Source organism: Leptospira wolffii serovar Khorat str. Khorat-H2, assembly GCF_000306115.2.
Classification (GTDB): Bacteria; Spirochaetota; Leptospiria; order Leptospirales; family Leptospiraceae; genus Leptospira_B; species Leptospira_B wolffii.
Genome location: NZ_AKWX02000007.1, coordinates 1 through 23,945, shown reverse-complemented (window position 1 = coordinate 23,945; position 23,945 = coordinate 1). Strand labels below are relative to the sequence as shown.

The following is a 23,945-nucleotide window of genomic DNA, read 5'->3' as shown; positions in this document are numbered from 1 at the left end:
GTGAAAAACGGAAAAACGGGAACCTTTTCACATATCCCAGTTAGGATAAAAAGAAGTAAGAAGGGCTTGCTATTTATATCACTGTAGCGTTCCCTACAGATTCGATCTAAGAAGCAAACATTCGTTTTGCGATATCGAATCTTTTCAAAAGGAGAAGAATATGAATTGGAACCTAACTAAATGGATCTTACTTAGCATCGCAACCTTGTTTACGATTTCCCTGGCCTACCTCGTTACACCTCCTCTATCGGAAAACTTCGATCTGGTCGGAGCGTTCGGAGGAGGATTCGTAAATCCTTTCTCTTCGGGATACGCGTTAGACGTCATCTTCACCTGGTGCGCATTAGCGATATGGGTATTGTACGAAGCTAAGGTAAAGGGAATTAAAAACGGATGGATCGCTTTAGTTCTGGGAGTAGTGCCCGGAGTCGCCGCGGGTTTGGTCTTCTATATCATTCTACGGGAAAAACAGAGAGATAAAATCGCATAAAAAGCCGCATTTTTCGACCGACTTCCGTTTTTAATTTTTCGGAAACAATTTTTCTACCAATCAAATGATGCTGGATAGGGACGATAGGATTGATATTTTAGACATTCTGCCTTCGTCCTTAAACAGAGGCATTATCTTGGATTTTTATGCAAAACGATTCCCAAGCATCCATAGTTTCCATACGAGACCTTTCCAAATCCTATTCCAACGGCTTCGAGGCCTTAAAGAAAATCAATTTGGATATTAAGACGGGAGAGATTATAGCTCTTCTAGGCCCGAACGGCGCCGGAAAGACATCCTTGATCTCTATTATCTGCGGCATCGTGACCCCGAGTACGGGATCCGTGTCCGTGGGCGGATTCGATATCATCAAAGATTTTAGAAAGACCCGATCTATGATCGGACTCGTTCCTCAGGAACTCACCGTGCATTCTTTCGAATCCGTTTTAGCCACCGTGAATTTCAGCCGAGGGTTATTCGGTAAGGCCCCGAACCCGCAATATATCGAAAAAGTACTCAGATCCCTTTCCCTTTGGGACAAGAAAGACAGTACGATCATCACTCTTTCCGGAGGGATGAAACGTAGGGTCCTGATCGCCAAGGCATTGTCCCACGAGCCTTCCGTTCTGTTCTTAGATGAACCTACGGCGGGAGTGGACGTGGAACTCCGGAAAGATATGTGGAATATCGTTAGGTCCTTAAGAGACCAAGGAGTCACCGTTATTCTTACCACTCATTATATAGAAGAGGCGGAGGAGATCGCGGACAGAGTCGGTATTATGAACAAGGGAGAATTGATTCTCGTAGAAGAGAAAAAGGAACTCATGCACAAATTAGGCAAGAAGCAGGTGATCCTGGATCTTTCCCAGCCTATTCTTTCCGTTCCGGAAACTTTGAAAAAATACGAGTTGGATCTTGCGAACGAAGGCAAGCAACTACTGTACACCTACGATATACAGGACAAACGGACCGGAATCGCGTCCTTCTTGGAGGATATCCAACAGGCAGGAATCGGTTTCAAGGACCTTAGCACTAACCAGAGTTCCCTGGAAGAAATTTTCGTTCAGTTAGTAAAGGAATCCAAATGAACTTTCAAGCGATTAGATCGATTTATTTTTTCGAAATGGCGAGAACGAGACGCACCTTGATGCAGAGTATCGCCTCTCCCGTGATTTCCACATCCTTATATTTCGTCGTGTTCGGTTCCGCCATAGGATCCAGAATCCAGGAAGTGAACGGAGTCGCTTACGGCTCCTTTATCGTTCCGGGTTTGATTATGCTTTCGTTATTGACGGAAAGTATTTCCAACGCGTCGTTCGGGATCTACTTTCCTAAATTCACGGGAACGATCTATGAAATTCTATCCGCCCCGGTTTCCAGTTTCGAAGCGGTGATAGGATTCGTAGGAGCCGCCGCAACAAAGTCCTTAATATTGGGACTGATCATGCTCGCAACCGCTTCGCTTTTCGTACCGATTCATATAGCTCATCCGTTTTTGATGGTTTTCTTTCTGGTATTGACCTGCGTTTCTTTCAGCTTATTCGGTTTTATCATAGGGATCTGGGCCGATAATTTCGAAAAATTGCAAGTAATTCCGATGTTAGTGATCACTCCCCTTGTCTTCTTAGGAGGAAGTTTCTATTCCGCGAGCATGCTTCCTCCTTTTTGGAGAACGATCACCCTCTTCAATCCGATCTTATATTTGGTCAGCGGATTCCGTTGGAGCTTTTATGAAATATCGGACGTCAGCTTGGAAATCAGCCTGGCCATGATCGTAGTTTTCTTAAGCGCCTGTATGTTCACCATCGCTTGGATGTTTCGCACCGGATATCATATCAAAAAATAAATCGGGGGCTTAGGTCCCTCCGAAATTTATTCTAAAGGAGTATCGCCGGAATATTTTTGTAGTACGGCGATACTTCTTCGAACTACTTCATTTTGCGGATCCGATTTAAGCGCCTGCCTAAGAAGACTCATTGCAATCGGATAATTCTTTAGTGCGGTATAGATCCTGGCTAAGTTCATAAGATTCTTAAAATGCTCCGGTTCCCGAAGCCTCAATCGTTCCCCGAAATCCAACGCTTTTCTGAGCTCTCCCGATTTTCTTGCCGCAAAGGAAGCGATATAGAGCAGATCGTTGTCGATAGGACGAATACCTATATAGTCCTCGGCATATCTGGCGGCCTTCGCGTAATCCTTCAATTTTAAGAATAGGCGGACGAAATTCTTCTTCACCTCGGGAATGCGACTATCCAAGGATTCGGCCTCTTGCAAGTAGGAGATCGCTTCGTTTACATCCTTACTCTTGGAGCTTTCTTTCGCCATGCGTAGGAGTTCCTTCACTCTCTTGCGCTTATCCACAGGGACCGGGTTTTCCGGATCGCTCTTCTTATAGGAAAGACGGATCAAAGACAGATCGTCGCTTAAGACTCCTTTTTTCAGGGTGATATTGTAAATTCTTTGCAAATCCCCTTCCGCTTCTTCCACGGTACGAAGAAAAAGCATTTCGTCGTCGTTGATGATTCTGTCTCCGTCGGAATCCGTGCCGACCACAATGTCGTCCCTTCCGTCCGAACCTACGATGATCACGTCCTCGGGTTCCAACTGAAAAGTGCGGACATATATTGATCCGTCCATTCCGGTCGTTCCCAATTTGCGGAACATGAAATCGCTTTCTATAAAACTCGCCACCCCGTCCCGATAAAGAATTGTCCAAGGATGCTCCGCATTCATATAATATAATATGCCTACGGAATCGTCCACAAGCCCCATGACGGAAGAAACGAGCATGGAGCCGTTGAAACTTTCGAATACTTTATGCAATTCTATGAATGCGTTCTTTAACCATCGTTCGGGAGATTGGCTCTTGATGGAATCGAGAGCTTTGGTTCTTTCTATGATCGATTCGAATACCGCTCCGAGGACCAAGGCGCCCCCTGCGCCCTGCATGGATTTTCCCATCGCATCTCCGTTCAGAAAAACGGTATAAGATCGGTTTTGCAAGCGGATGCGGTTGGAGATATTCAGGTCTCCTCCGATCTCGTCCTCGTATTTTCGAAAGACGAACTTTTTCTTTTGTTCCAGAAGAAAGTCCACCTTTACGTTATCCTGCTCCGCCCTATTGGCTCCCAAGGCCTTAGTTAAAAGAGAAGTGAGAAAATAATCCCCGTCCTGTTGTTGCTTAAGCTCTTTGATTTCCACTAAACTGTTTTCGAGCTCTCTAGTTCTTTCCTTCACTTTCTCCTCGAGTTCGTTCGCATACTGCTCCAATCTTTTTCTAGCAGCCTGAATGGAACGCGCCATACGATTGAAAGATCGAGCGATAAAACCGATCTCATCCTCGACTCTCGGGGTTAGCCTATATTCCAAATTTCCGGAATTCACCTCCGTTAATCCTACGACCACCTCCTCCATGGGTTTTACGAACGCATTTTGGAAGAAGAAACGAAAGCCCAGACTTATAGTCAGCATTACTACTAAGAGGCAAACTACGAGAACCGACGAAGGCTCGTGGATGAATTCCCTAAGAGATCTGTAGGTAAAGCCCACTTCGTAGATCTTACCGCTTTTCAAATCAGGAACGATATAGGAAACATAGAAGCTGGGAGTTTTTTCTTCCGAAGAATTGAACTTGGCTCCGCGATACATTCTCTCCCCCGGTTCTCGGATGGGAGAAAGAGCGGAAATCAATGTGGATCGGATTTCCTTCTCCGATTTTCCCGACTGTAAGTCCTTTTCCACTCTTTCACGAACCTTATCTAGAACGCCGGAAAGGCCGACCTCTTCGGAGTGTAAAAGTTTTAATACCGCGCCGGCATCCGTCTTGGAAGGTAGATTCAAGAATCTATTTTTCGTAATATTCGATTTTTCATTTAGGTGCCGGAAAAAAATCCTCAGATCCTCGTCCGATACGGAAGAATTTCCGGCGGACAATAGAAAACGTCGTATTCCTTCCTTGTATGCGTAAAATTCGGGAGGAGAATCCTCAAGCTCGGCTTGAACCCTAGCCCATCTCTCCTTTCCGCTCAGATTTTCCGAACCGTAAAGACGATTCGTAATATGAAAGAAGGAAATCTCCAATCTGTCTTCCGAATCGAATCTAGGGTCCTTCTCTCCCTTTTCCAACCGAAAACGATTCGACTTAGGATCATAGGAAACCATATAAGCGAATGCTTTCGGAATTTTTCCGTCCTTTACGGCGAGTTCCGCGGCCTGGGTTTGGATAGAATCGTAGGAAGAATCGTAACCGGTCAAGATAGCGTAACCGACCAACTGAAACGCCAAAAAGAAAGTCGCCATGGTTACGGAAACGATCCGACTCAATATGGTCGTCCTCTCCTTAGTCGCGTTGGCGTAGACGATCAAAACAAGAAAGAGGCCTACGACAAGAGCGATATCCGTGGTATGCTGGAAGACCTTTCTGGAAACGGATCCGTCTCGGCTCATCACGTTCAGGATACCTGGAACGATGGTGATGGTGGAATACGCTATGGCGATATAGATGATCCACCTTCTCTCTTTTCCTTTTTCCACGATCGCTCTCCATGTGGCGGAGGCAAGAAACGCGAAATTATAGAGCAGAATAATCAGCGAAAAGATCCTATAAAAACGATGCGTTTCGAAATCCCAATAGCTGCTGCCTATATTGAAACGATGTATGGAATGTAAGGTATTATAAACGAATATGCCGGTCACAAGAGCGAGTCCGGCGTATAGAATATAATAAACCGTTAATCCGAATTTGACCTTTCTCTCCGTGGGAAAGTAAAAGAAGAATATGAAACATTGTATAAATCCCATCATGGGAGAAGGAATGGCGAGCCATCTGTGCATGATGGTCCATTCTTCGAAGGAAATAAACGCGATGATATAGGCCAAATGAAATAGAGTCATCGCAAGGGTAGACAATCCCAAATGGAACGCCGCCTTGCTTCTATCTTTGATCGTCAGAAAGAAGAATGTAACGTAAATGGAAAATAAACAGGCAAGCAAAGAGCCGAAGAAATAAAAATTAAAATAGAACTGTCCCATACGCCGAGAAGCCTAAGATCAATCCCCGCCTATTCGGTTCCGTCAAGGAGAAAGTTGGAGTCGAATCAAGCTCCGATCCGAATAGCGGAAGTTTCCTCGTTCCGAGGAGAGACGCCGTAAATTCTCTTATAGGCCTTAGAGAAAGAGAATGCGGAGGAATATCCTACGGTCCGAGCCACTTCTTCCAATGTGGAATTTTGTTCCAAGAGTAGGAGCTTCCCTTTGTCGATCCTGAGCCTTGCCAGATAATCCATGGGTGTGCAGCCTAAAATGTCCCGGAATCGATTGGCCAAAGAGGCCCGGGAGATTCCTACGGCTAAGGCCAATTTATCCAAAGTCCATGGATAGGAGATTTTCTTGTGCATGGATTCCAGGGCGGACAGAGTCTTTTCGTCCTTGAACGCGTTCAACCATCCTGGAGAAGCGTTCGTATTCATATTCAACCAATGTCGGATCACGTAGTATAATAGAATGTCCGTCAGTCTCTGTAAAATCAAATCGGATCCGATCCCGGAATCCACCTCTTGAGAAATCAGCAACATGGAAGTATGTAAAGGATGATGCGCCGGAATTTCGGAAGATCGAACCAAAATGAATTCGGGCAATTCCAGGAAGAACGGATGTTGGGGGAAATCGAGCACCTCATAACGCACGGAAACGAAGGTGGTAATGGGTGATTTAGGAGATTTGGAATCTTTAGATGCAATCTCCTTGAATTTTTGAATATCCACCACCTTTTCCTTCGGAGAGGAGACCAGTTCGTGATCCAATCCCTTGGAGATAAAAACTACGTCCCCTTTTTCCAAAGGAACGCATTTCCCTTCATACCTGACGAAACAGGACCCTTGGGAAATAATATGAAACCCTCCGCTTCTTTCGCAAGGGAAACGCAGGCCCCATGCCTTATAAACGGAAGTTCGAGCGAGTAAGTCCGTCTTCCAACCGGCGGAATCTAAGATCTCGGATAAAAGGTCCATTCTTCTAACCCTAACCCGCATTATCCAAAAGTCTATCTAATTATACGATTGGATATGCCTTTTAGATTCCGAGACATAGCATAAAATACTCCTCCGTGCTATCCTCTGATTCATTGAAGGAGATATCATCATGAAGATTTTCGTATACGGAGGAACGGGCTTGGTTTCCGGGTTGGTTCTGGAAAAACTATTAGCGGATGGACACGAGGTTTATGCGGGGAGCAGACATCCAGAAAAAGGGAAGAAGGCGCAAAATTTGCATTGGGTATTCTCGGATGCCCAAAAACCGAACGAAGGGGTGGAGATATTGGAAAAGGTGGACAGAGCCTTTTTCGTTTCGCCTGCAGGTTACACGAACCAGTATGAAATTCTAAGTCCATGGCTGGAAAAGGCTAAAGCCGTAAAGCTGGGAAAATTCGTGCTCATGTCGGCTATGGGCGTAGAGTATGCTCCGGAAGAGGCCCCCTTCCGCAAATTGGAGATCGCTATAGAAAAATCGGGGCTGAATTATACGATTTTGCGGCCGAATTGGTTCATGCAAAACTTCCAGACCTATTGGCTTTCCGGAATATTAAAAGACCATAAAATATATTTCCCGGGAGGAGAAGGAAAAACCAGCTTCATAGACGCGAGAGACATCGCTTCTTCCGCGGTTGCGGTTTTACTGAGCGACTCTTCCAACGGCAAAGGAATTACGATCACCGGAAAAGAGGCCCTCACTCATGCGGAAGTCGCCGCCAAAATATCCAAGGCCACCGGCCTAAAAGTGGACTATGTGGATATCACACCGCAAGATTTCCAAGCAGGATTGATAGGCGCGGGCTTATCGGAAGACTACGCGGGATTCATGGCATTCATTGCAAACGCTCTGAAAGAAGGACACTCGGCGCCGATATTCGCTTCCGTCCAGGAACTCACCGGGAAAGAGCCGATCAGCTTCGACCAATATGTGCAAGATCATAAGGGCGTTTGGGTGAATTAAATCGTCTTAGGGAGCGGGCATCTCCGCTCCCGATGCACCTAACATTGTTTACGACCTTCTTCTCTAACCCTAATGGCCTAACAAATCCTTTCTCTTTCCGGAATCGTTCTAAGTTTTTTTTTGCAGTGAACCATATATTACACAATTTAACGTCCGCTACATGGTTCTCGACCATTTGATCGAAATAAAATCGCTTAAATCTACAATCCAGCAAGTCTTGATAAAGCTAAAGAAACGAAGAATAGTAATCCTCTTGACTTTTGTTTGAATTTTTCGAAGCTACTTCTCCGGTATGCTCGACTCCTTCCTGTTCTCCCATCACGCAACGGGAGTTCTATCCCTATTCATATTAACCGTTGTTCTTTCCGGATTCCTAATCTTCAAAAAGAACAAAACGGTTCCCACATATTATTTAATATTAATGTATATCGTCTACGGAATCATGTTCGTGGGATATTTCATTTCGTATTCGCTTTTCGATCCCTTGGCCGCCTACCATAGATACCTGACGGTTTTCATGATCTTCGGAATCGTCGGCTTTATAGGATTTTGCTACAATTTTCCCCGCAATATACATAAGAAGGAATCCAAAATCGTAATCGCGTTGAGTTCATTCATAGGACTTGCCGCATGGATTCACTTCATTCTGAAGACTTATAATACGGAGAAGGTCTACTCCTTTACCGCGCATCAATTCAGTTTCGATTTCGGAAAGGAAGCCAGTCTTGCGATTCTTCTCTGTTTTGCGATCAGCGTGGTGGTTTTAATCCGAAAAATCATCCATTTCTCCACTTACTCGGGCGTCTGGACTCGTTGGAGAGACGCATTCTCCGATTCTCCGGCTTGGATCCGCGTTCCCATGCGTTCTATTCTATCCGTACCCGTCGGGTTGATTAAGCTGCTTCTGCCGAAAGGAAAGGAATCCATCGCCTTAAGTGCATTCCTCATAACGGTAATAGTGAACGTTGCGAACGCTTATAATAACGTTTTAAACAAGTCCGGCGCCATTTCTTACGACACGTTCGCGGTGGTATATTTCATTCTCGCCACTACGAATCTATTCCTGATCCAAAGAGCTTATTTGAATCATTCTCCCGAACCCACGAGCTTTCTAGTGAAGATCCTTTCCAGTGCGGTGGTAATCGTAATTTTGGCCTTAGGTGCGATCAGCTACATCACCGTATTTGCGATCGATAAAGCCGACGAAAGGGAAAGCATCGTAAAAACCGCAGCAGTGAAAGCAGCCATCCAAAACGGCAACTCCGACTATCCCGCAGGAGTGCAATACGTCCTCTCCAGAAAATCCGGACCGGGGATGTTCGATCATTCCTACGAAATCCTATATTCCGCAGACCGTTCCTTGGATAAAACTTCCTTAAAAAAAGGGGAAGCGATCTATAAGAAGCAGGAATTGCACGAGATAATCGAGCGCAATAAAAAGAAATTCAAAGATAAATCGGGAACCGAAATCGAGGATATTTCCAAAGAAGACCTGAAAAAAACGGAACTCCCCTTGGAAACTAGACTGTATAGAATGGCCGACAAATTCTATACACATTACGATTTCCTAATCGGTTCCACTCGCTACGAGGTAGGATTCGGTTATAGGGAATTCAGGGAAACGATCCATGCCGTCGTCCGATGGTTGGTGTTGATCGCGCTCGGAACTACCGTATTTATTCTAATAGCGTTCCCTATTCTACTCCGAGTGAGTTTGGTAACCCCCCTCAATCGACTTTTATCCGGTGTGGAAAAGGTAAATCACGGAGATCTGAACGTAAACGTACCTATCAAGACTATGGACGAAGTCGGCTTCCTTTCCCTTTCCTTCAACTCCATGGTGGATTCCATCAGAAGCGCTAGAGAGGAACTACAGGATCACGCGGACAATCTGGAGGAAAAGGTCAGAGAAAGGACCAAAGAAGTTCAGGAGAAGATGCAGGAGGTCCAACAACTCAAAATTCAGCAGGACGGGGACTACTTTCTCACTTCTCTTCTGGCAAAACCCCTGTTCTATAATGCGAATAAATCTGCAAACGTGCATACGAGCTTCATCATACGCCAGAAAAAATATTTCGAATTCAGAAACAAGCAAGGAGAACTGGGAGGAGATATCTGCCTAACGGGGAACCTACGTTTAGGTAATCAGGAAAAAAATAGAAAGTATACCATGGCCATGAACGGGGACGCTATGGGAAAATCCATGCAAGGAGCGGGAGGTTCCCTAGTCATGGGAGTGGTGATGAATTCCATCATGGCTAGATCTGCGGCCAATAAGAGAATTCTGAACAAGACTCCGGAAGAATGGCTAACGGACGTATATCACGAAGTGCACTCGGTCTTCAAGAGCTTTGACGGAAGCATGGTGATCTCTGCCACAATTCTACTCATAGACGACGAGTCCGGCGAAATGTATTACTGGAACGCAGAGCACCCGTTCTCCGTTCTATACAGGGACGGGAAAGCGTCCTTTATAGAATCCGATCTGGAATTGAGAAAACTAGGTCTGGATTCGGAATACGAATTTAAGGTCCAGAAATTCCAGCTCAAGCCGGGAGATATCGTCATACTCGCCTCGGACGGAAGAGACGATCTGCTGCTACCGAATACGGAAGGTAAGAGGATCATTAACGAGGACGAGAGGATCTTCTTGAACGTCGTGGAAAGATCCGGGGGAGATCCTCAGAAGATAGAGGAGAATATACGAAAAATAGGAGAGATCATCGACGACTTATCCATCATGAGGATCGGTTATCAGGAATCCGAAGTCCTAGCACCGATCGAGACCGTTTCTGATCGGAAAGATACGGCCGACCTAATCACCATCAAGAGCCTATACAAGGAAGGTAAGGATCTTTATAAAAGCGGAGAGGTCCAAAAGGCGATCGGAGTACTGCTCGACGCTTATACCAGCGATCCTTCCTACCAAAAATTGAACAAACTCTTGGGCCTCTTGAGTTTTAAAGAGAAAGACTATCCGTTAGCTGTTCAAGTGTTGAGCAAATACTTGGCTTTCGATCCTGACACCGCGGAATTATGGTATTACCTATCCGTAGCGGAAAAGAGATTAGGAAACCTGACCCAATCCTTAGAGGCGGCCATGATGGTGAATAAGCTCCAACCAATGAATGTCCAAAATTTGGTTCATCTCTCCGATCTAAACCGATTACTCGGAAATAAACAGGAAGCAATCCAGTTCACAAAGACCTTGGAAGACATAGATCCGGAAAATAAGAATCTCATAAAACTGAAAAAACTTCTGGAGACCGAATGATCGGATTTCTATAACGGTATTCTCGAGAAGCTCTTCGCTTCTCGGGAGTCGGGAGGTCCTATCTTGATTCGAGCCGTTTGTTCCGTCATTCTACTATTGCTTGTCCTCCAATCCTCCGCTTTCGGCGAAAAATCGGGCTGGGAGGAAAATAGGAGCGGGCACGAAGTCGTCGTATATGTAAGGGAGTTCCCCGGATCCCGGATCAAGGAATTCTTAGGAGTTACGGAAATCGCCGCAAGCCTTTCCCAGATTGTGGCGATTTTATCCGATCCGGAAAGCTGTTCCTACATTTATACTCAATGTAAGGAAATCACCGTCTTAAGCGGAACCGAGAAAAGCTCGATCATATATACCCGCAACCAGGCCCCTTGGCCGGTCAACGACCGGGACATAGTGATCACTCGTAAGCTCGAACAGGATCCCAAAACCAAGGCGATCTATATCCGATTGGCAAAAACGGACGCCTATCCGAAAGAGCCTCCATCCGGTACGGTTCGAATGGCGGATTTCCAATCCCAATGGACGCTTGTTCCTACAAAGGAAGGAACCGTAAAAATCGAATTCCAAGGTCATCTGGAACCCGGAGGCAATATTCCCGATTCGATCATCAACGTCTACACCGGAAAGAATCCATATAACACTCTGGTAAATTTGAGAAAGGCGGTGGATGAGGGAAGGAAAAAGGACATCAAAGTAGCCTGGTTAAAAGAAATCTCCGATTAAAAACCAATCGGAGACAAATCATTGAAACCAGAAAAAGTGCGAACGTATCGAAGGATCGAAATCCTCCGATACGAAAAAGAACTTAGCGAGCTAAGGCAAGCTTAGCGTCCTGCTTGGAAAAATCCTTATACAGGGATTTTTTTCCGCCGGGAGGCTTGCCTATGTCGATTCCGGCCTGCAAAAGTTCGCCTGCCAACTCCTTGCGGAATGCGTGATAATCCACTTCCACTGCGTGTCTTTGACCTCCTCCAAAGCTGAAATGAGGATGCTTGATCTCATAATCGATCGCTGCCTCGATATCCTTAGGTCTTTTATATTTTCCTAATATTTCCATACAAGCCAACTTGGCCTGGTAGTCGGCCATAGGCCATATACAACCTACCGGTTGGAACAGTCCTATGAAATAAAGATTCTGGTATTTCGGATGCATCATCTTGCGGTATAAAGGGATTTTTTCCACGTATTGGTAATCGATAAACGATTTATCGAAGAAAGGAAAAACCGTCCAAAAACCCGTACAGGCGCAGATGATATCGAAATGTTCCCGAACCCCGTTTACGAATTCCACTTCCTTACCATGCAGGGATTTAATCGCGGGCCTAGGATGAATGCGTCCGTGCCGAATGAAATCCAAAAGATCCGAGTTCAGAGTCGGGTGATGGCTCAGAGCGAGAGTCTTGTTCACGGGGAGACCGTAATTCTTGTAGGAACCCTGGAGTAAATGCAATAGCTTAGTAAGAGTATATTGCTTGATCTTAGCGGGAATCCAGGAAGGAGTCGACGCTGCGAATACGTCGGAAGGCATCCCAAAAAGAAACTTAGGAAAGAACCATTGAGCGCTTCTCATCGAAAGCTTAACGCTTTTCGCGAGTCTCGCGGACTCGACCGCCACATCGCAGGCGGAATTTCCTCCCCCGATGATTAGAACGTCCTTACCTCTCCATTCTTCGGTCACTCCCTTGAAATCGTGGGAATGAATGAACTTACCGGTGAATTTTCCCTCGTATTCCGGATACTTGGGAAACCAGTGGTGTCCGTTCGCTACCATAAGAATATCAAAATTTTCTACTTTAAGCTTTCCTGCGTCGTTCTTGAATTCTACCTTCCAATCCCCCTCTTCGGTTCTAGTAATCTTTTGAATAGCGTGATGGAATCGGATCTTATCATATACTCCGAAATGTTTCGCATACGATTCGAAATACGCTTGTAGCTGCTTATGATTAGGATACTCTGGATAGTCGGCCGGCATGGGAAAATCCTCATACTCGGACCAGACCTTGGAACTGATGATATGCGTGTTCTCGTACACGCTCGAATGACCCGTTTTGGAATTAAATACCCAGTTACCACCCACCTTATCGTTTTTCTCGAATACGACCACATCCAGCCCGTATTCCACACAATTCTTTGCAGCGGCGATCCCACTCGGCCCCGCACCTACTACGCAAACCCTTTTATTCGCTTTCATACGAATGTACCATTCCCTTCCTATTAAATCGTTGAAACTTTTTCCAAAACCGACAAATGTCAGATTTTCGAAAGATCTTACTTTTGTCGGATTTAGAGGCAAGAAAATTTCTAATCGGAAAAAGATTCTGTTATCGGAGATAAATAACGGATGTTAGAATTAAACCCTTCCCAAGCTTCCAAAAACGGGAAAGTTAGAGCAATGCGTAGCCCTTTGCAGGAAAGATCCCAGCAGAGAATGGCTCTGGTGCTATCATCCGCGGAAAGAATATTGGAAAAGATCGGGCCGGAAGAGACCTCCATTCCCGAAATCGCTAAGGCTTCGGGAGTTCCTAGGGCTAGTATCTATCAGTTTTTTCCGGATAAGTATGCGCTATTCACAAAGCTCGCAGAAACCCACCTAGGTAAGGTGGGAGAGATTCTTGGGGAGAAAGGTTCCAAAGATAAGAATGTTCCCTGGAGGAAATTAGTGGGTATTCTCATAAATTCTGCCTCGGATTATTACGACTCCACTCCGGTCGCGAGTATGCTCGTACTGGGAGGACCGTTTAGTAGGAACGCGTATCTTGCCCAGGAAATCACGATCGATAATATAGGAGCGGGTGTCAGAACCCAGTTGGAAAACTTAAAGAAACCTTTATATCTTCCCAAAAAACCGGATGTGGCGACTCTCGGAGTGGAGATAGCATTCGCATGTATGAAGAGAGGATACTATAAGGAAAACAGAATTTCCAAAACCATACGTGAACAGGCCACAAACGCGGTAGTCGCCTATTTTTCTTCCTGGGCCAAGGCTAAATAAGATCCCGAGGCTATCGTAGGGAAAGACTCGCCAGAAATTCCCCCGGATCCAGATTGAGATCCATGAATCTGATTCTTCCTATATTCTTCGCGGTATTATCCGGTCTAGCCATGTCCGTCCAACCCGGAATCAATTCCCTATTAGGGAGAAGCATCCAAAGTCCATGGCTTGCCTCTACGATTTCCTTTCTAGTTGGAACAATTGCGTTAGGCTTCGTAGCGTTTCTCTTGGGAGAATGGAAAGGAGCCGGCTCCTTTTCCCAGGCCTGGCAAACTCAACCCTGGTGGATTTGGACGGGAGGAATTTTAGGTGCATTAGTCGTCACCTCCGCTTTGATTTTTGCGCCTAAACTGGGAGCGACTAGCTGGATCGCTTTGTTCTTAGTCGGTCAGGTGTTAACTTCCGTCTTTCTCGAAAAATTGGGTGTCTTAGGTTTTCCCGAAAAACCCATATCCTTGCAAAAGCTTTTAGGGCTGGGTCTTTTAATCTTCGGGGCCTGGTTAGTAAGAAAGGACGGATAATTCTCTCCTCCGGTAATCGGGAAAGATTACCGGTTCATTCTAATTCGAAGCTGCGACGGAATCGGATAGTTGGTAGTTCCTACAAATTATTAACTTGATATAAAACAATATATTTTTCTTTACCCGAAGCAATCGGGTTTCTTCCTGTAACTATATCCCATTCTTATTTACTAATTAGGAGAGCATAATGGATTCTACTTTTCGAGAATTTAAATTAGAGCTCCCAGTTCTTTGGAGTCAGTGCGATCCGAACGGACATCTGAACGTGGGTAATTTTCAAGTATTCTTACATGAAGGAAGAATGACCGCTTTGAAAGAAGCCGGTTACGGCTATGAAAGAATGAGGGAGGAAGGTATCGGTCCTATGATCCTTCGCTCGGAAACGGATTACAAGGTGGAGATTAGATATCCGGAAACAGTAATCGTATTGACCCAATACGGAGACTTTCAAGGAGCAAGATGCAAAGCCTTCCAGAAAATGATCCGCAAATCGGACGGTAAAGTCGCCTGTGAATCGGTTTCTTCCTGTATCCTATTCGATTTTCGGAAAAAAAGACCATGGAAGATCACCACGGAATTTTCCGATAAGATGAAGACACAGCTCGCTTAATATTCTTCGTCGGACCAACCTACGTCGTTTAGAAAGTCGTCGTAGGAACCGTCGAAGATCCGAATCGTATCGTTATCGAATACGATGAGTTTGGTCGCCACCGCTTTTAAGTGCATCTCGTTGTGGGTCACCATGATCACCGAACCTTCGAATTCGTCTATCGCTTCGATAAGAGAATCGCAGGATTGCATATCCAAGTGGTTGGTAGGCTCATCCAGATACAAAAGATGGCAAGGAGTTACTAGGATTTTTCCGAGCAGGACCCTACTCTTCTCTCCTCCCGAAAGAACCTTGATCTTTTTCAAGCTTTGGTCGTCGGAGAACATTAGGCCGCCTGCGATCGTCCGCGCCTGCCATTCCGTGCAGGATTTATCCGCACTCATGATCTCCTCGGTTACCGTATTCTCCTCATTCATATTCAACTTATTGGTCTGACCGAAATAACCTTCTTTCAAGGCCGGATGTTTTTGTATTCTTCCTGTACTAGGCTCCAGCTCTCCCGCAAGAAGTTTGAGAAGAGTGGACTTGCCCTTTCCGTTCTTACCGATGATGCAAATCCTGTCCCTCCTTCCTACGCTTAGATTGAAATCCCGAATGAGGAAGGGCTCCTTTCCGTTATACGAAAAGGAAAGATTCTCTACGGAAAGCATCTGGTTAGCGGCAAACGGAGCGGAATTAAAGTATAATTCCAAATCGTGGATCTTATCCAAGGCCTTCATTTCGCCTTGCTTCTCCAACTTCTTTACCCTGGATTGAGCCCGGCTTGCGAAACTCGCCTTGGCCTTGAATCGAGCGATAAAGACCTCTTCTTGCTTCCTTTTCTTGGCCTCGTTCTGGCGGGTCCTTTCGTAGATTTCCTCCGCCTGATTGATCTGGTTATAGAGTTTATCCGTATCGCCCTGGACCTTGATCGCCTTCGTTCTGTGGATGGCCGCGGTATGAGTGACCACGCTATCCATAAAACTTCTATCATGAGTTACTAATACGATCTCGCCTTCCCATTCTCGTAAGAATTCCTCCAACCAACGAATGGTAACGATATCCAGATAGTTATTCGGCTCGTCCAACATGAGGAGATCCGGTCCGGAAACCAAAAGTTTCGCCAGATTCATCCGAATCTGGTAGCCTCCGGAAAATTCGTCCGGATGTCTTTGCATATCCGCTTCGGAAAATCCTAGTCCCGAAAGAACTTTCTCCACCTGCCAGGTCTCGTATTCCTCTCCCTCGGGAAGGCCGAGAGCACATTCTTCCAAAACCGTAGGCATCGTAAATTTAAGATGCTGTTGTAAATGGCCGATCTTGTATCCCTTTGGAACGGTAATAGTCCCGGAGTCCGGTTCCACGTTTCCCAGGATCATCTGGAAGACGGTGGACTTTCCGTGTCCGTTTCTTCCTACAAGACCCAACTTTTCCCCTCGGTTCAGGCTGAGACTCAAGTCTTCGAATAAAACCTTGGAATTATATCTTTTATGAAGATTGGAAATCTTGATCATTATAAAACTCTCGGAATACGATTAAGGCCAGAATTCCAAAGAGGCTTAGGATTTCATCTAAAATCGGTAAGCGAGCGCTTCCTAAGGGAGAAGCCTACAACCTTGGGACTCTTCGAAGGAGGCCTTCGAAACGAATGTGGAAAAGAAACTGCGAAACTCGATCTGTATAGAATCCTTCTCCAGAATCCAAACGTCCGGTTGGAAGAATCGACGCACGTAATCCTTGCAATACTCCTCCGGAGCCCGAACTACGAATACACAGGAGCAGCCTTCTTTTGCGGCGAAAGAGGAGTAGATTCCCGCAACTCGATCCGGAAGAATGCGGAGACGATAGACGGAATAAAGCCCGATCGAAGTTAGAAGGATAAGAATCGCAAAGAATAACAGGAATCTCTTCAGGAATTTCATCACAAATTTCCCCGCTCTTCCAAAATAGAGACCAACCGATCCAGAAATTCTCCCATCGGGAATCTCTTTCCTCTGTCGTTTCCGAGTCGGACTACGATCAGATCCTTTTCCGGATCCACGACTAAGAACTGACCCCAATGTCCCGAAGCGAAGAAAGCTTTTCCGCTCAAGGAAGGATGGAAAGGTCTAGAAGAATCGAAGCGATACCGATTTAAATACACATGCCCTCCCATACTCGGGAAAGGAATCCAATTCAGATATTTGGGACTTTTTTCCTCCAACGAGATAAAAGTTCGATCGATCCAATCCCCGGGAAAGACTCCGGAAGGATTTCCCCGCATTTCATTCTTATAAAATTCTCCCAGCTTCGCGAGATCTCTTGCGGATAAATACAGATAAGAAGAAGAAATCGGTATTCCTTTTCCGTCTCTTTCCCAAACGAAAGATTCGATTCCTACGGAGTGCAAAAATTTGTGAGGATAATCCTTGCCCGATGTTCTCGTCAAAATCGCCGAAAGCAAATTAGAGTCCCCGCTGGAATAAGAGACACGGAGCCCAGGAGATTCTGAAAATCCCAAAGAAGAAACATAGCCCCCAATATCCGTTCTTCCCGAACCGTATAATATTTCCAGAATGTCCGATTGGAAAGGCATCCATTCGTATCTCTCCTTCCAGTCGATTCCGGAGGCGAAGAACAAAAGGTCCTTAACCTTCAGATTCTTATTTAAGAGTTCCTTCGATTCGGCTAAATGATCGGTCACCGGATCCTGGAGAGAGATTCTTCCTTCTCGAACCGCCTGTCCCAAGGCTCCGTTCATTAGGAATTTGGAAACGGACCACAAAGGATGGAGGCTATTAGGACCGAACTCGGAAGCATAAGCCTCGAGTAAGACTCGTCCTTTTTGAGATACGAATATCGCGTTCGTTCTGGTCTTTCCCGAACTAGACCTATATAGTTCTTCGGTAGCCCAGACGCCTAAGGTTCTTATCTTGGAATCCTCGGAGGGGACAAGAATTCGAGCCGAATAAGGTAAAGGATTCCCTCCGCAGGCGACCAAGAAGAAAAGGCAGACGCAGAAAACGAAACGCATAGTGAATATTCGGAAATCAAATCAGATAAAAGAGATCCCAAAATTTCCGAAGCGATTGTGAAATTTTAAATACATTTATAAATGTCTGATCTCCACCGGTTGGTTCATCCAATTATTGTTTAATCCGTCGGAATACCAAACGGGAGCCTCGATCAGTTCCTCGGGATCCAGATTGTCCAGAGTGGAAACGGCTACGCTAACGAAATCTCCGCCTATCTCTTTAATATGTCCTTCGGAGAATGTACGGACCCCGCAGTTCTTGCAGAAATGGTGTTTGCTACTCATCGTATTGAATTGGTAGCTTCCCAATTGGCCCTCTCCTCTCAATAATCGAAACGCTTCCGGTTTTAGGATAATGGACCAATTTCTCGTTTTTCTGCAAAAGGAACAATTGCATCTACCGGTTCCGGTACTCAGATCCAATTCCGCTTCGTATTTCACAGCGCCGCAATGGCAACTTCCGTTGTATTTCTTCAGACTCATAAATTCTTTCCTCCGCGAATTCCGGCCTCTCGGGGATCTCGCAATTTCCATGAAGATCATTCTCTCACGGAATACCTGACAAATTCTGTCATATTTAGAAATCGAATGAGTAAATTCTTTCCCGACGAAGAGAACCATCCGTTCCTTATTAAAACTCCGTATCTGCAGGATAGGATCCTAACGAGCCGAATATCCCGAGCATCGTTCGCTCCGGGTAAACGTTTGTTCAAACGAAAGGGGTATACGAAAATTCCGATATATTTGGATTGACTCGCAATTGTAGCAAATGCTACAATTAACGAATGTCCGTCGTTCCCAAAGTCAGGATCGAAAGGGCAAGACTTTCCAAGATATAGACGCAACTTCCTTATGAGCAGTGATGAATCCAAAGGATGGAGGAAAATAAATCGGTAACCACCGAATCATTTTAATTGGGAGAAACTCATGAGCCAAAAAGCAACCGCTATAGGACGAGTCCAACCGCAAGTACGTAAGCCTAAGTTTCCTCTGGAAGATATCGCAAAAGAAAGAGGCTTCGGCAAAAATATACCCTTCTTCACGGCTTTCCTTTCCAGTCTGAGCGTGCTATTTCCGGAAGGAGAACGATTCTTTATACGTTCGGTTAAAGCGTTTCAAAACGATATAGAGGATCAAAATCTAAGAAACGAAATCAAGGCCTTCGCCGGACAAGAAGCCGTTCACGGAAACGTGCACGATAAGATGAATGCAAGACTCGTGGAGATCGGTTTAGACTTCAGGAGTCATGAGAAAATGTTCTGTTGGCTATTCTTCGATATTCTAGAAAAGAAGATCCTAAAACTCTTTCCCGTCTGGGGAAAAAAATTGGCTCTCGCGGTCACTGCGGCAGCCGAACATTTCACCGCCACACTCGGAAGATTCCTACTTTCTCTTCCCGAAAACAAAGTGGCATGGATCGATTCCACAAGTTGGAAAGTCATCGAATGGCATGCCTTGGAAGAATTGGAGCATAAGGCCGTCGCTTACGACGTATATAAGGCTTCCGGGGGAGGATATTTTACCCGCATTTTAGGAATGACGATAGCCGTGCAATTGCTGGGACTTCTCGCAATGGCAGGAACGATCCGAGCCGTATTCTATTTCGGTATCCCCAATCCGAAACAGATTATTAGAGACGTTCGTTTCTTTTTCGGATCTCCCGGATTTGCCTGGGCGGTGATTTTCTATATTTTAGAATATTATATTCCCGGTTTTCATCCGAACGATCAGGACGATCATGCTTTGATCGATAAATTCTCCGGTATCGTTTCTTCCTACGTATAATTTGAGATCCTATTGCAATCGCCTCTTTTCCTTTCAGGAAGGAGGCGATTCTTAAGCTTACTTATTCCTTCCAGCCCTCCTGGATAAGTTTAAAAAGAGAAATCAAGGTCGCCTTGGGATTTGGAGAATCGATCGCTCGGTGAAATGCGTCTAGAAGAAAACGGGCAATCGCTTCGGCCTGGACCCTTTGTAATTTTTTGGACGCTTCTTTTTGTATCACATCCGCCAAGGATTTCTCATAACGCATGGACGATTGTCTCTCGTACGCGGAAAGCTCCGGAGTCGATTGTACAAGATTTCGAAAAGAACGTGAGTTTTCCATATACTCGTGCTTGAATGCGGAACTCTTCAACGAATGTTCCAACAGGGCTTCCAAAACGGATGTCCCCTTTTTTCTATGTAGGACCGCTTCTATAAAATTCTTCTCCCTCTCTTCGTCCTCGTCGAACACGAACGATTCCTTAGTGGGAAAATAATTGAATAGTGTCGGAACGGACACTTCCGCCTTTTGGGCGATTTCAGCAACGGTCACATTGGCGAATCCTTTTTCTATAAACAGACCGGTGGCTAAATCGGAGATCCGTTTCTTGGTTTTAGCCTTCTTTTCTTCTCTTAATCCCATAAATCCCCGTCCTTTCTGACAGAATCCAGGAACTTCCATTTTTTTGCAAATTTTTTAATTAGTTAAATTTTTTAGTTGATTAAATATAAACTTTACTTCGAAAAATATTTAAGTAACTTAAATATTCTAAAGAGGGATTATATGATATTACAACAAGATAAGCAGCCGGATTCGAAAGGATCCGGAGAAAGGACGGAAAACTGTTCCGTACTCGTGGTGGGAGGAGGACTCGTAGGTTCCTCCGCGGCATTATTCCTGGCCCAAAAAGGAATTTCGGTCATTCTGATCGAAAAGCATGCAGGAAGCTCTCCCCATCCTCGGGCAATAGGATTCACACCAAGGACCTTGGAACTCTTTCGGTCCGTCGGATTAGCTGATAGTATTCCGCAAGTCCATGGATCGAAAAAAAGCGTGCGTAGGATCCGAGTGGAAAGTTTAGCCGGAGAATGGTTTGAAGAACAATCCTGGTCCCCCGTTTCGGAAGAGGATACGAATATAGAATATTCTCCCTGCGGAGCATCCGCGATTGCACAAGATCGGTTGGAGCCAATGCTGCAACAAAAGGCTCGGGAGTTCGGCGCAGATTTAAGATTCAGTACCGAATTGCTAAGATTCGAACAGGACTTGGATCGGGTAACCGCGTTCGTCAGGGACAAAGAAGGAAACGAGTATAAAATCCAAGCGAATTATATGATAGCCGCCGACGGACACAGGAGTCCGATCCGAGAAGCATTGAAGATCGGTCGCCAAGGAAAAGGATACTTAACCACCGGCAGAAGCGTTCTATTTAAGGCTCCATTAAACGAATATCTGGAGAAAGGATTCTTCCAATTCACGATCGATCAACCGGGATTCAGCGCTTTCTTAACCACCTATAATGATGGTCGCTGGGTTTTATTCTATCCGGACGATAAGGAGAGGGATATCGCTACCATGGAATCGGACATCGCGAAAGCCGTGGGTCGTTCCGATATTCCGATCGAAATCGTAATCACGGGTCGATGGGAAGTAAGCGCGTTGATAGCGGATTCCTTTTCCGTAGGAAGAATTTTCATCGCTGGAGACGCGGCACATACCCTTCCCCCGAATCGAGGAGGATACGGAGCCAATACGGGAATCGAAGACGCTCATAATCTCGCATGGAAGTTGGAATCGGTTCTCTCCGGAAAGTCTAAACCAAGCATATTAGAAACTTATGATGAAGAAAGAAGGCCTATCGCATGGCTTCGATATAAGCAAATCTTTGCCAAGAACGATTATAAGGCATATTCGACCGAAGAAGACCGTGCAGTTCCCATCCTAGATAGTCGTGCGATGGAGTTCGGACAATTGTATCGATCTTCGGGGATTAAACAAGGTGTCGCAGAACTTCCTCCCGCGTTAAGACCGGAAGAATGGGCCGGTCAGCCCGGGACGCGTGCTCCTCACATTCGGATCGAGAACGACAGATCCACCTTGGATCTATTCCAGAAGGATTGGGTGTTACTTACCGAAAATTCGGAATGGAAAAATCTATCCGAACGACTTTCCTCCGAATCCGAAATAAAAATCGATTGCTACCAAGTAGGAAAAGATCTGCTTCTTTCCGAAGAGGAAAGCTTTCGAAAAAGCTTCGGAATCGGACCGAAAGGAGCGGTTTTAGTCCGACCGGACGGCTATATCGCTTGGCGATCTTTAGATTGTCCCGGGGAAGCGTATTCTGTTCTTTCGACGGCCTTAGCCCAAGGGGCAGGCTTAAAAGAAAACTAATGGAAGTCCATCCAATGTGAAAAAGTTAGGAAAGGGGGCGTTGCCCGGCGATTGCCGGGCCCGGGCTACTACGGGTTCGGGCAAAGCCCTCATCCCTCCGGGACTAAAGCCCTACGTATCCCTAACGCATAATATTTACTTAATATAACATCTTCCTTTTCCAACTAAAACTTTCCAATTCTATTTATTATGTTTCCGGAAGTTTACCGAACGATTGCTCGTATCCGAAATAAAGAGTCCCGAAGCAAATATCCCAAATAGACGTGTAGAAACCGAAATTAGAATCCGGAAATTGGTGATGCCGGGCATGAAAGGTACTTGTAGTCAGGAATCTAAATATGGGCAATCGAAGCCAAGAATCCGGAAACGGTTCCACCCCCAAATGACCCAAAGTACCGAATACTACATTCAAGACCAGGTAGATCGACATTCCGATCCAAGAAGAGTCGTAAAGGCTAATCACCGAAAGCCATAGGATTCCAAATCCTAAAGCCTCGAACGGATTCAAAACGAAAAGGGTTAAAGGACGGGGATTTTCATATCGATGATGGGTTTTATGGGCAAGAGGATAGATCCAGGAAATATGTGCTATCCGGTGCAGAAAATACATCAAAGCATCCATAGCCATAAATAGAACCAGGGTATCGAATAAGACCATGGGACCTAGATCGTTTCGAAAAGTAATCAAGCCGTATCGCCAAAGATAAAGACCGGCAACAGTGACCGCGGTATTTAAAAGCAAAGTCGAGCTTGCCCAAAGAATTTCCTGAAATTCGATTCGAAAAGGCTTCGGGGAGATTCGACGATCTTGGAATTTACGGACCAAAAGATTTCCGATCCAAACGGAAAATCCCAGAATCAGAAGATTCTCAATGAGAAAAAGGAAGAATGCCTGGAACAAGGTCATTTCCTCCATTGTTTGTAGGATGATCTCTCCCAAGGAATTCATAGGATATTTTTATCATGTTAGGATGACTGAATTCGGGAAGGCAACTAGTTATTTTCGACTCGCCAAACATAAGATTCACTCCTTTACAACGGAGTGAGTCGGACTAATAGAACAGATTCGAATGGGAACTAAAAAATTGGCTTTCCCTTAATAAGAAAAACATGCTATACATATTGTCCAATTAAGAAAAAAAATGAAGCGAATACCGATATACTTCTCCGTCTTACTGATAGCCTTGCAATTCCACTGTGGGACCTATTTGCTTTTCGATTCAAACGAAAAAAGATCGAAGAGTGAGTCGGATCGATCTCCTCTCCTGTCATTACTAATAGGATCGGATGGGCTGCCCCCATTAAACGTCGAGCCGATCAGTTGGGTGAATTTTTCGACAAATACCTTACAATTTTCCAAAGGCGCCAGTGATCAATTTACGATCTCAGTGGATCATCCGGGTGGCTGCCCCGATGCAAGCTTTCTCGCAGATTTAACGAGCGACGGAGTTCCGCTTACTTTCTTAGATGGAACTTATATTTATTCAGATGGTTGTCCTGCAAATACGATCTACGATCAAACTTTCAATATAACCGGCACCGTTACAGGAAATGGACGAGTTATCGTCCAACTTTCGCCTTCTATGTTATACACTGCATTCCCCGGTCTTCATGTCGGACAGATCATCGGAGTAGTAAATGTGACCGTCCTGCCGACCGTTTCTACAGCTCAGACACGTTAGCGGTAAAGTAATCAGCTAGGAAAATAAAAAAGCCAGGAGGTTAAGTCCTGGCTTTTAAGTAGAATTTCTCCTACAAACACTATAACTTGCGAATGAATCACACTTGTTTGCTGATCATCAATATGGATGTTCATGCGGGGCATCTTGCGATGCCCTTTTGGCGTTGTTACCAATTTCACTCATCGCGCCCCATAGGAAGCGATGAGCCGAATGGCTGACTGAACAAAGTGAAGTCATC

The 23,945-nt window shown here is 45.3% G+C and carries 20 protein-coding genes; 11 read left to right on the top strand and 9 right to left on the bottom strand.

From position 1 onward, the window contains the following. The first annotated feature begins 160 nt into the window (after positions 1-160). From LEP1GSC061_RS04400 to LEP1GSC061_RS04390, 3 genes are all read left to right on the top strand, one after another. Positions 161-490 (top strand): DUF2834 domain-containing protein, encoded by a 330-nt coding sequence (locus tag LEP1GSC061_RS04400; RefSeq protein ID WP_016544729.1) that lies wholly within the window; start codon positions 161-163, stop codon positions 488-490. A gap of 146 nt (positions 491-636) precedes the next feature. Next, positions 637-1,578 carry an ABC transporter ATP-binding protein gene (locus LEP1GSC061_RS04395; RefSeq protein WP_016544946.1) on the top strand — a complete coding sequence of 314 codons (942 nt, stop codon included), beginning with the start codon at positions 637-639 and terminating at the stop codon, positions 1,576-1,578. Continuing rightward, the gene (locus LEP1GSC061_RS04390; RefSeq protein WP_016544342.1) at positions 1,575-2,336 is read left to right on the top strand and encodes an ABC transporter permease; all 762 of its coding nucleotides are present in this window, start codon (positions 1,575-1,577) and stop codon (positions 2,334-2,336) included. Before LEP1GSC061_RS04395 ends, LEP1GSC061_RS04390 begins: the two co-directional genes overlap by 4 nt. Positions 2,337-2,362: 26 nt before the next feature. On the opposite strand, the gene LEP1GSC061_RS04385 is transcribed toward LEP1GSC061_RS04390, so the two are convergent. Both LEP1GSC061_RS04385 and LEP1GSC061_RS04380 read right to left on the bottom strand, forming a co-directional pair. Continuing rightward, entirely contained in the window at positions 2,363-5,521 is a 3,159-nt protein-coding gene (locus tag LEP1GSC061_RS04385; protein WP_016545048.1) for a SpoIIE family protein phosphatase, read from the bottom strand. 65 nt (positions 5,522-5,586) lie between these two features. Beyond that, positions 5,587-6,498, bottom strand: a complete 912-nt coding sequence (locus tag LEP1GSC061_RS04380; protein WP_016544609.1) for an AraC family transcriptional regulator — start codon at positions 6,496-6,498, stop codon at positions 5,587-5,589. 130 nt (positions 6,499-6,628) lie between these two features. Between LEP1GSC061_RS04380 and LEP1GSC061_RS04375 the strand changes: the two genes are divergently transcribed. The 3 genes from LEP1GSC061_RS04375 (at position 6,629) to LEP1GSC061_RS04365 (ending at position 11,477) form a co-directional block, all read left to right on the top strand. Further along, entirely contained in the window at positions 6,629-7,480 is an 852-nt protein-coding gene (locus LEP1GSC061_RS04375; RefSeq protein ID WP_016544470.1) for an NmrA family NAD(P)-binding protein, read from the top strand. 292 nt (positions 7,481-7,772) lie between these two features. Next, positions 7,773-10,754 carry a SpoIIE family protein phosphatase gene (locus tag LEP1GSC061_RS04370; protein ID WP_016544647.1) on the top strand — a complete coding sequence of 994 codons (2,982 nt, stop codon included), beginning with the start codon at positions 7,773-7,775 and terminating at the stop codon, positions 10,752-10,754. A gap of 63 nt (positions 10,755-10,817) precedes the next feature. Continuing rightward, positions 10,818-11,477, top strand: coding sequence for an START domain-containing protein (locus LEP1GSC061_RS04365; RefSeq protein WP_016544575.1), 660 nt, complete (start codon positions 10,818-10,820; stop codon positions 11,475-11,477). Between the two features lie 82 nt (positions 11,478-11,559). On the opposite strand, the gene LEP1GSC061_RS04360 is transcribed toward LEP1GSC061_RS04365, so the two are convergent. Continuing rightward, positions 11,560-12,945 (bottom strand): flavin-containing monooxygenase, encoded by a 1,386-nt coding sequence (locus tag LEP1GSC061_RS04360; protein ID WP_016544855.1) that lies wholly within the window; start codon positions 12,943-12,945, stop codon positions 11,560-11,562. Between the two features lie 150 nt (positions 12,946-13,095). Between LEP1GSC061_RS04360 and LEP1GSC061_RS04355 the strand changes: the two genes are divergently transcribed. The 3 genes from LEP1GSC061_RS04355 to LEP1GSC061_RS04345 all read left to right on the top strand — a co-directional run bounded on the left by LEP1GSC061_RS04355 (position 13,096) and on the right by LEP1GSC061_RS04345 (position 14,877). Then, positions 13,096-13,746, top strand: a complete 651-nt coding sequence (locus LEP1GSC061_RS04355; protein ID WP_016544549.1) for a TetR/AcrR family transcriptional regulator — start codon at positions 13,096-13,098, stop codon at positions 13,744-13,746. A gap of 62 nt (positions 13,747-13,808) precedes the next feature. Continuing rightward, positions 13,809-14,267, top strand: coding sequence for a DMT family transporter (locus LEP1GSC061_RS04350; protein ID WP_040508058.1), 459 nt, complete (start codon positions 13,809-13,811; stop codon positions 14,265-14,267). A 187-nt stretch (positions 14,268-14,454) separates the two neighbouring features. Then, positions 14,455-14,877, top strand: coding sequence for an acyl-CoA thioesterase (locus tag LEP1GSC061_RS04345; RefSeq protein WP_016544248.1), 423 nt, complete (start codon positions 14,455-14,457; stop codon positions 14,875-14,877). On the opposite strand, the gene LEP1GSC061_RS04340 is transcribed toward LEP1GSC061_RS04345, so the two are convergent. From LEP1GSC061_RS04340 to LEP1GSC061_RS04325, 4 genes are all read right to left on the bottom strand, one after another. Beyond that, positions 14,874-16,370 carry an ABC-F family ATP-binding cassette domain-containing protein gene (locus tag LEP1GSC061_RS04340; RefSeq protein ID WP_016544987.1) on the bottom strand — a complete coding sequence of 499 codons (1,497 nt, stop codon included), beginning with the start codon at positions 16,368-16,370 and terminating at the stop codon, positions 14,874-14,876. The genes LEP1GSC061_RS04345 and LEP1GSC061_RS04340 overlap by 4 nt on opposite strands. Positions 16,371-16,451: 81 nt before the next feature. After that, positions 16,452-16,778, bottom strand: coding sequence for a hypothetical protein (locus tag LEP1GSC061_RS04335; RefSeq protein ID WP_016545055.1), 327 nt, complete (start codon positions 16,776-16,778; stop codon positions 16,452-16,454). After that, positions 16,778-17,869, bottom strand: a complete 1,092-nt coding sequence (locus LEP1GSC061_RS04330) for a serine hydrolase domain-containing protein (protein ID WP_016544443.1) — start codon at positions 17,867-17,869, stop codon at positions 16,778-16,780. Before LEP1GSC061_RS04330 ends, LEP1GSC061_RS04335 begins: the two co-directional genes overlap by 1 nt. A gap of 75 nt (positions 17,870-17,944) precedes the next feature. Then, positions 17,945-18,352, bottom strand: a complete 408-nt coding sequence (locus tag LEP1GSC061_RS04325) for a GFA family protein (protein WP_016544360.1) — start codon at positions 18,350-18,352, stop codon at positions 17,945-17,947. A gap of 444 nt (positions 18,353-18,796) precedes the next feature. On the opposite strand from LEP1GSC061_RS04325, the gene LEP1GSC061_RS04320 reads away from it, so the two are divergent. Next, entirely contained in the window at positions 18,797-19,654 is an 858-nt protein-coding gene (locus tag LEP1GSC061_RS04320) for a metal-dependent hydrolase (RefSeq protein ID WP_016544544.1), read from the top strand. A 61-nt stretch (positions 19,655-19,715) separates the two neighbouring features. Here LEP1GSC061_RS04320 and LEP1GSC061_RS04315 read toward each other — a convergent pair whose 3' ends face one another. Continuing rightward, positions 19,716-20,276, bottom strand: coding sequence for a TetR/AcrR family transcriptional regulator (locus tag LEP1GSC061_RS04315; protein WP_016544523.1), 561 nt, complete (start codon positions 20,274-20,276; stop codon positions 19,716-19,718). Positions 20,277-20,417: 141 nt separating this feature from the next. On the opposite strand from LEP1GSC061_RS04315, the gene LEP1GSC061_RS04310 reads away from it, so the two are divergent. Then, positions 20,418-22,025 carry an FAD-dependent oxidoreductase gene (locus tag LEP1GSC061_RS04310; RefSeq protein WP_052006493.1) on the top strand — a complete coding sequence of 536 codons (1,608 nt, stop codon included), beginning with the start codon at positions 20,418-20,420 and terminating at the stop codon, positions 22,023-22,025. A gap of 187 nt (positions 22,026-22,212) precedes the next feature. Here the strand turns inward: LEP1GSC061_RS04310 and LEP1GSC061_RS04305 are convergent, their stop codons facing one another. After that, positions 22,213-22,974, bottom strand: a complete 762-nt coding sequence (locus tag LEP1GSC061_RS04305; RefSeq protein ID WP_016544814.1) for a sterol desaturase family protein — start codon at positions 22,972-22,974, stop codon at positions 22,213-22,215. Between the last annotated feature and the right edge of the window lie 971 nt (positions 22,975-23,945).

What these genes read in the sequence shown, in the direction of transcription:
- LEP1GSC061_RS04325 (WP_016544360.1), bottom strand. Translation starts at nt 18,352, where the DNA reads ATGAGTCTGAAGAAATACAACGGAAGTTGCCATTGCGGCGCTGTGAAA.
- LEP1GSC061_RS04330 (WP_016544443.1), bottom strand. Translation starts at nt 17,869, where the DNA reads ATGCGTTTCGTTTTCTGCGTCTGCCTTTTCTTCTTGGTCGCCTGCGGA.
- LEP1GSC061_RS04355 (WP_016544549.1), top strand. Translation starts at nt 13,096, where the DNA reads ATGTTAGAATTAAACCCTTCCCAAGCTTCCAAAAACGGGAAAGTTAGA.
- LEP1GSC061_RS04310 (WP_052006493.1), top strand. Translation starts at nt 20,418, where the DNA reads ATGATATTACAACAAGATAAGCAGCCGGATTCGAAAGGATCCGGAGAA.
- LEP1GSC061_RS04370 (WP_016544647.1), top strand. Translation starts at nt 7,773, where the DNA reads ATGCTCGACTCCTTCCTGTTCTCCCATCACGCAACGGGAGTTCTATCC.
- LEP1GSC061_RS04375 (WP_016544470.1), top strand. Translation starts at nt 6,629, where the DNA reads ATGAAGATTTTCGTATACGGAGGAACGGGCTTGGTTTCCGGGTTGGTT.
- LEP1GSC061_RS04315 (WP_016544523.1), bottom strand. Translation starts at nt 20,276, where the DNA reads ATGGGATTAAGAGAAGAAAAGAAGGCTAAAACCAAGAAACGGATCTCC.
- LEP1GSC061_RS04335 (WP_016545055.1), bottom strand. Translation starts at nt 16,778, where the DNA reads ATGAAATTCCTGAAGAGATTCCTGTTATTCTTTGCGATTCTTATCCTT.
- LEP1GSC061_RS04340 (WP_016544987.1), bottom strand. Translation starts at nt 16,370, where the DNA reads ATGATCAAGATTTCCAATCTTCATAAAAGATATAATTCCAAGGTTTTA.
- LEP1GSC061_RS04305 (WP_016544814.1), bottom strand. Translation starts at nt 22,974, where the DNA reads ATGAATTCCTTGGGAGAGATCATCCTACAAACAATGGAGGAAATGACC.
- LEP1GSC061_RS04345 (WP_016544248.1), top strand. Translation starts at nt 14,455, where the DNA reads ATGGATTCTACTTTTCGAGAATTTAAATTAGAGCTCCCAGTTCTTTGG.
- LEP1GSC061_RS04395 (WP_016544946.1), top strand. Translation starts at nt 637, where the DNA reads ATGCAAAACGATTCCCAAGCATCCATAGTTTCCATACGAGACCTTTCC.
- LEP1GSC061_RS04320 (WP_016544544.1), top strand. Translation starts at nt 18,797, where the DNA reads ATGAGCCAAAAAGCAACCGCTATAGGACGAGTCCAACCGCAAGTACGT.
- LEP1GSC061_RS04380 (WP_016544609.1), bottom strand. Translation starts at nt 6,498, where the DNA reads ATGGACCTTTTATCCGAGATCTTAGATTCCGCCGGTTGGAAGACGGAC.
- LEP1GSC061_RS04360 (WP_016544855.1), bottom strand. Translation starts at nt 12,945, where the DNA reads ATGAAAGCGAATAAAAGGGTTTGCGTAGTAGGTGCGGGGCCGAGTGGG.
- LEP1GSC061_RS04390 (WP_016544342.1), top strand. Translation starts at nt 1,575, where the DNA reads ATGAACTTTCAAGCGATTAGATCGATTTATTTTTTCGAAATGGCGAGA.
- LEP1GSC061_RS04350 (WP_040508058.1), top strand. Translation starts at nt 13,809, where the DNA reads ATGAATCTGATTCTTCCTATATTCTTCGCGGTATTATCCGGTCTAGCC.
- LEP1GSC061_RS04385 (WP_016545048.1), bottom strand. Translation starts at nt 5,521, where the DNA reads ATGGGACAGTTCTATTTTAATTTTTATTTCTTCGGCTCTTTGCTTGCC.
- LEP1GSC061_RS04400 (WP_016544729.1), top strand. Translation starts at nt 161, where the DNA reads ATGAATTGGAACCTAACTAAATGGATCTTACTTAGCATCGCAACCTTG.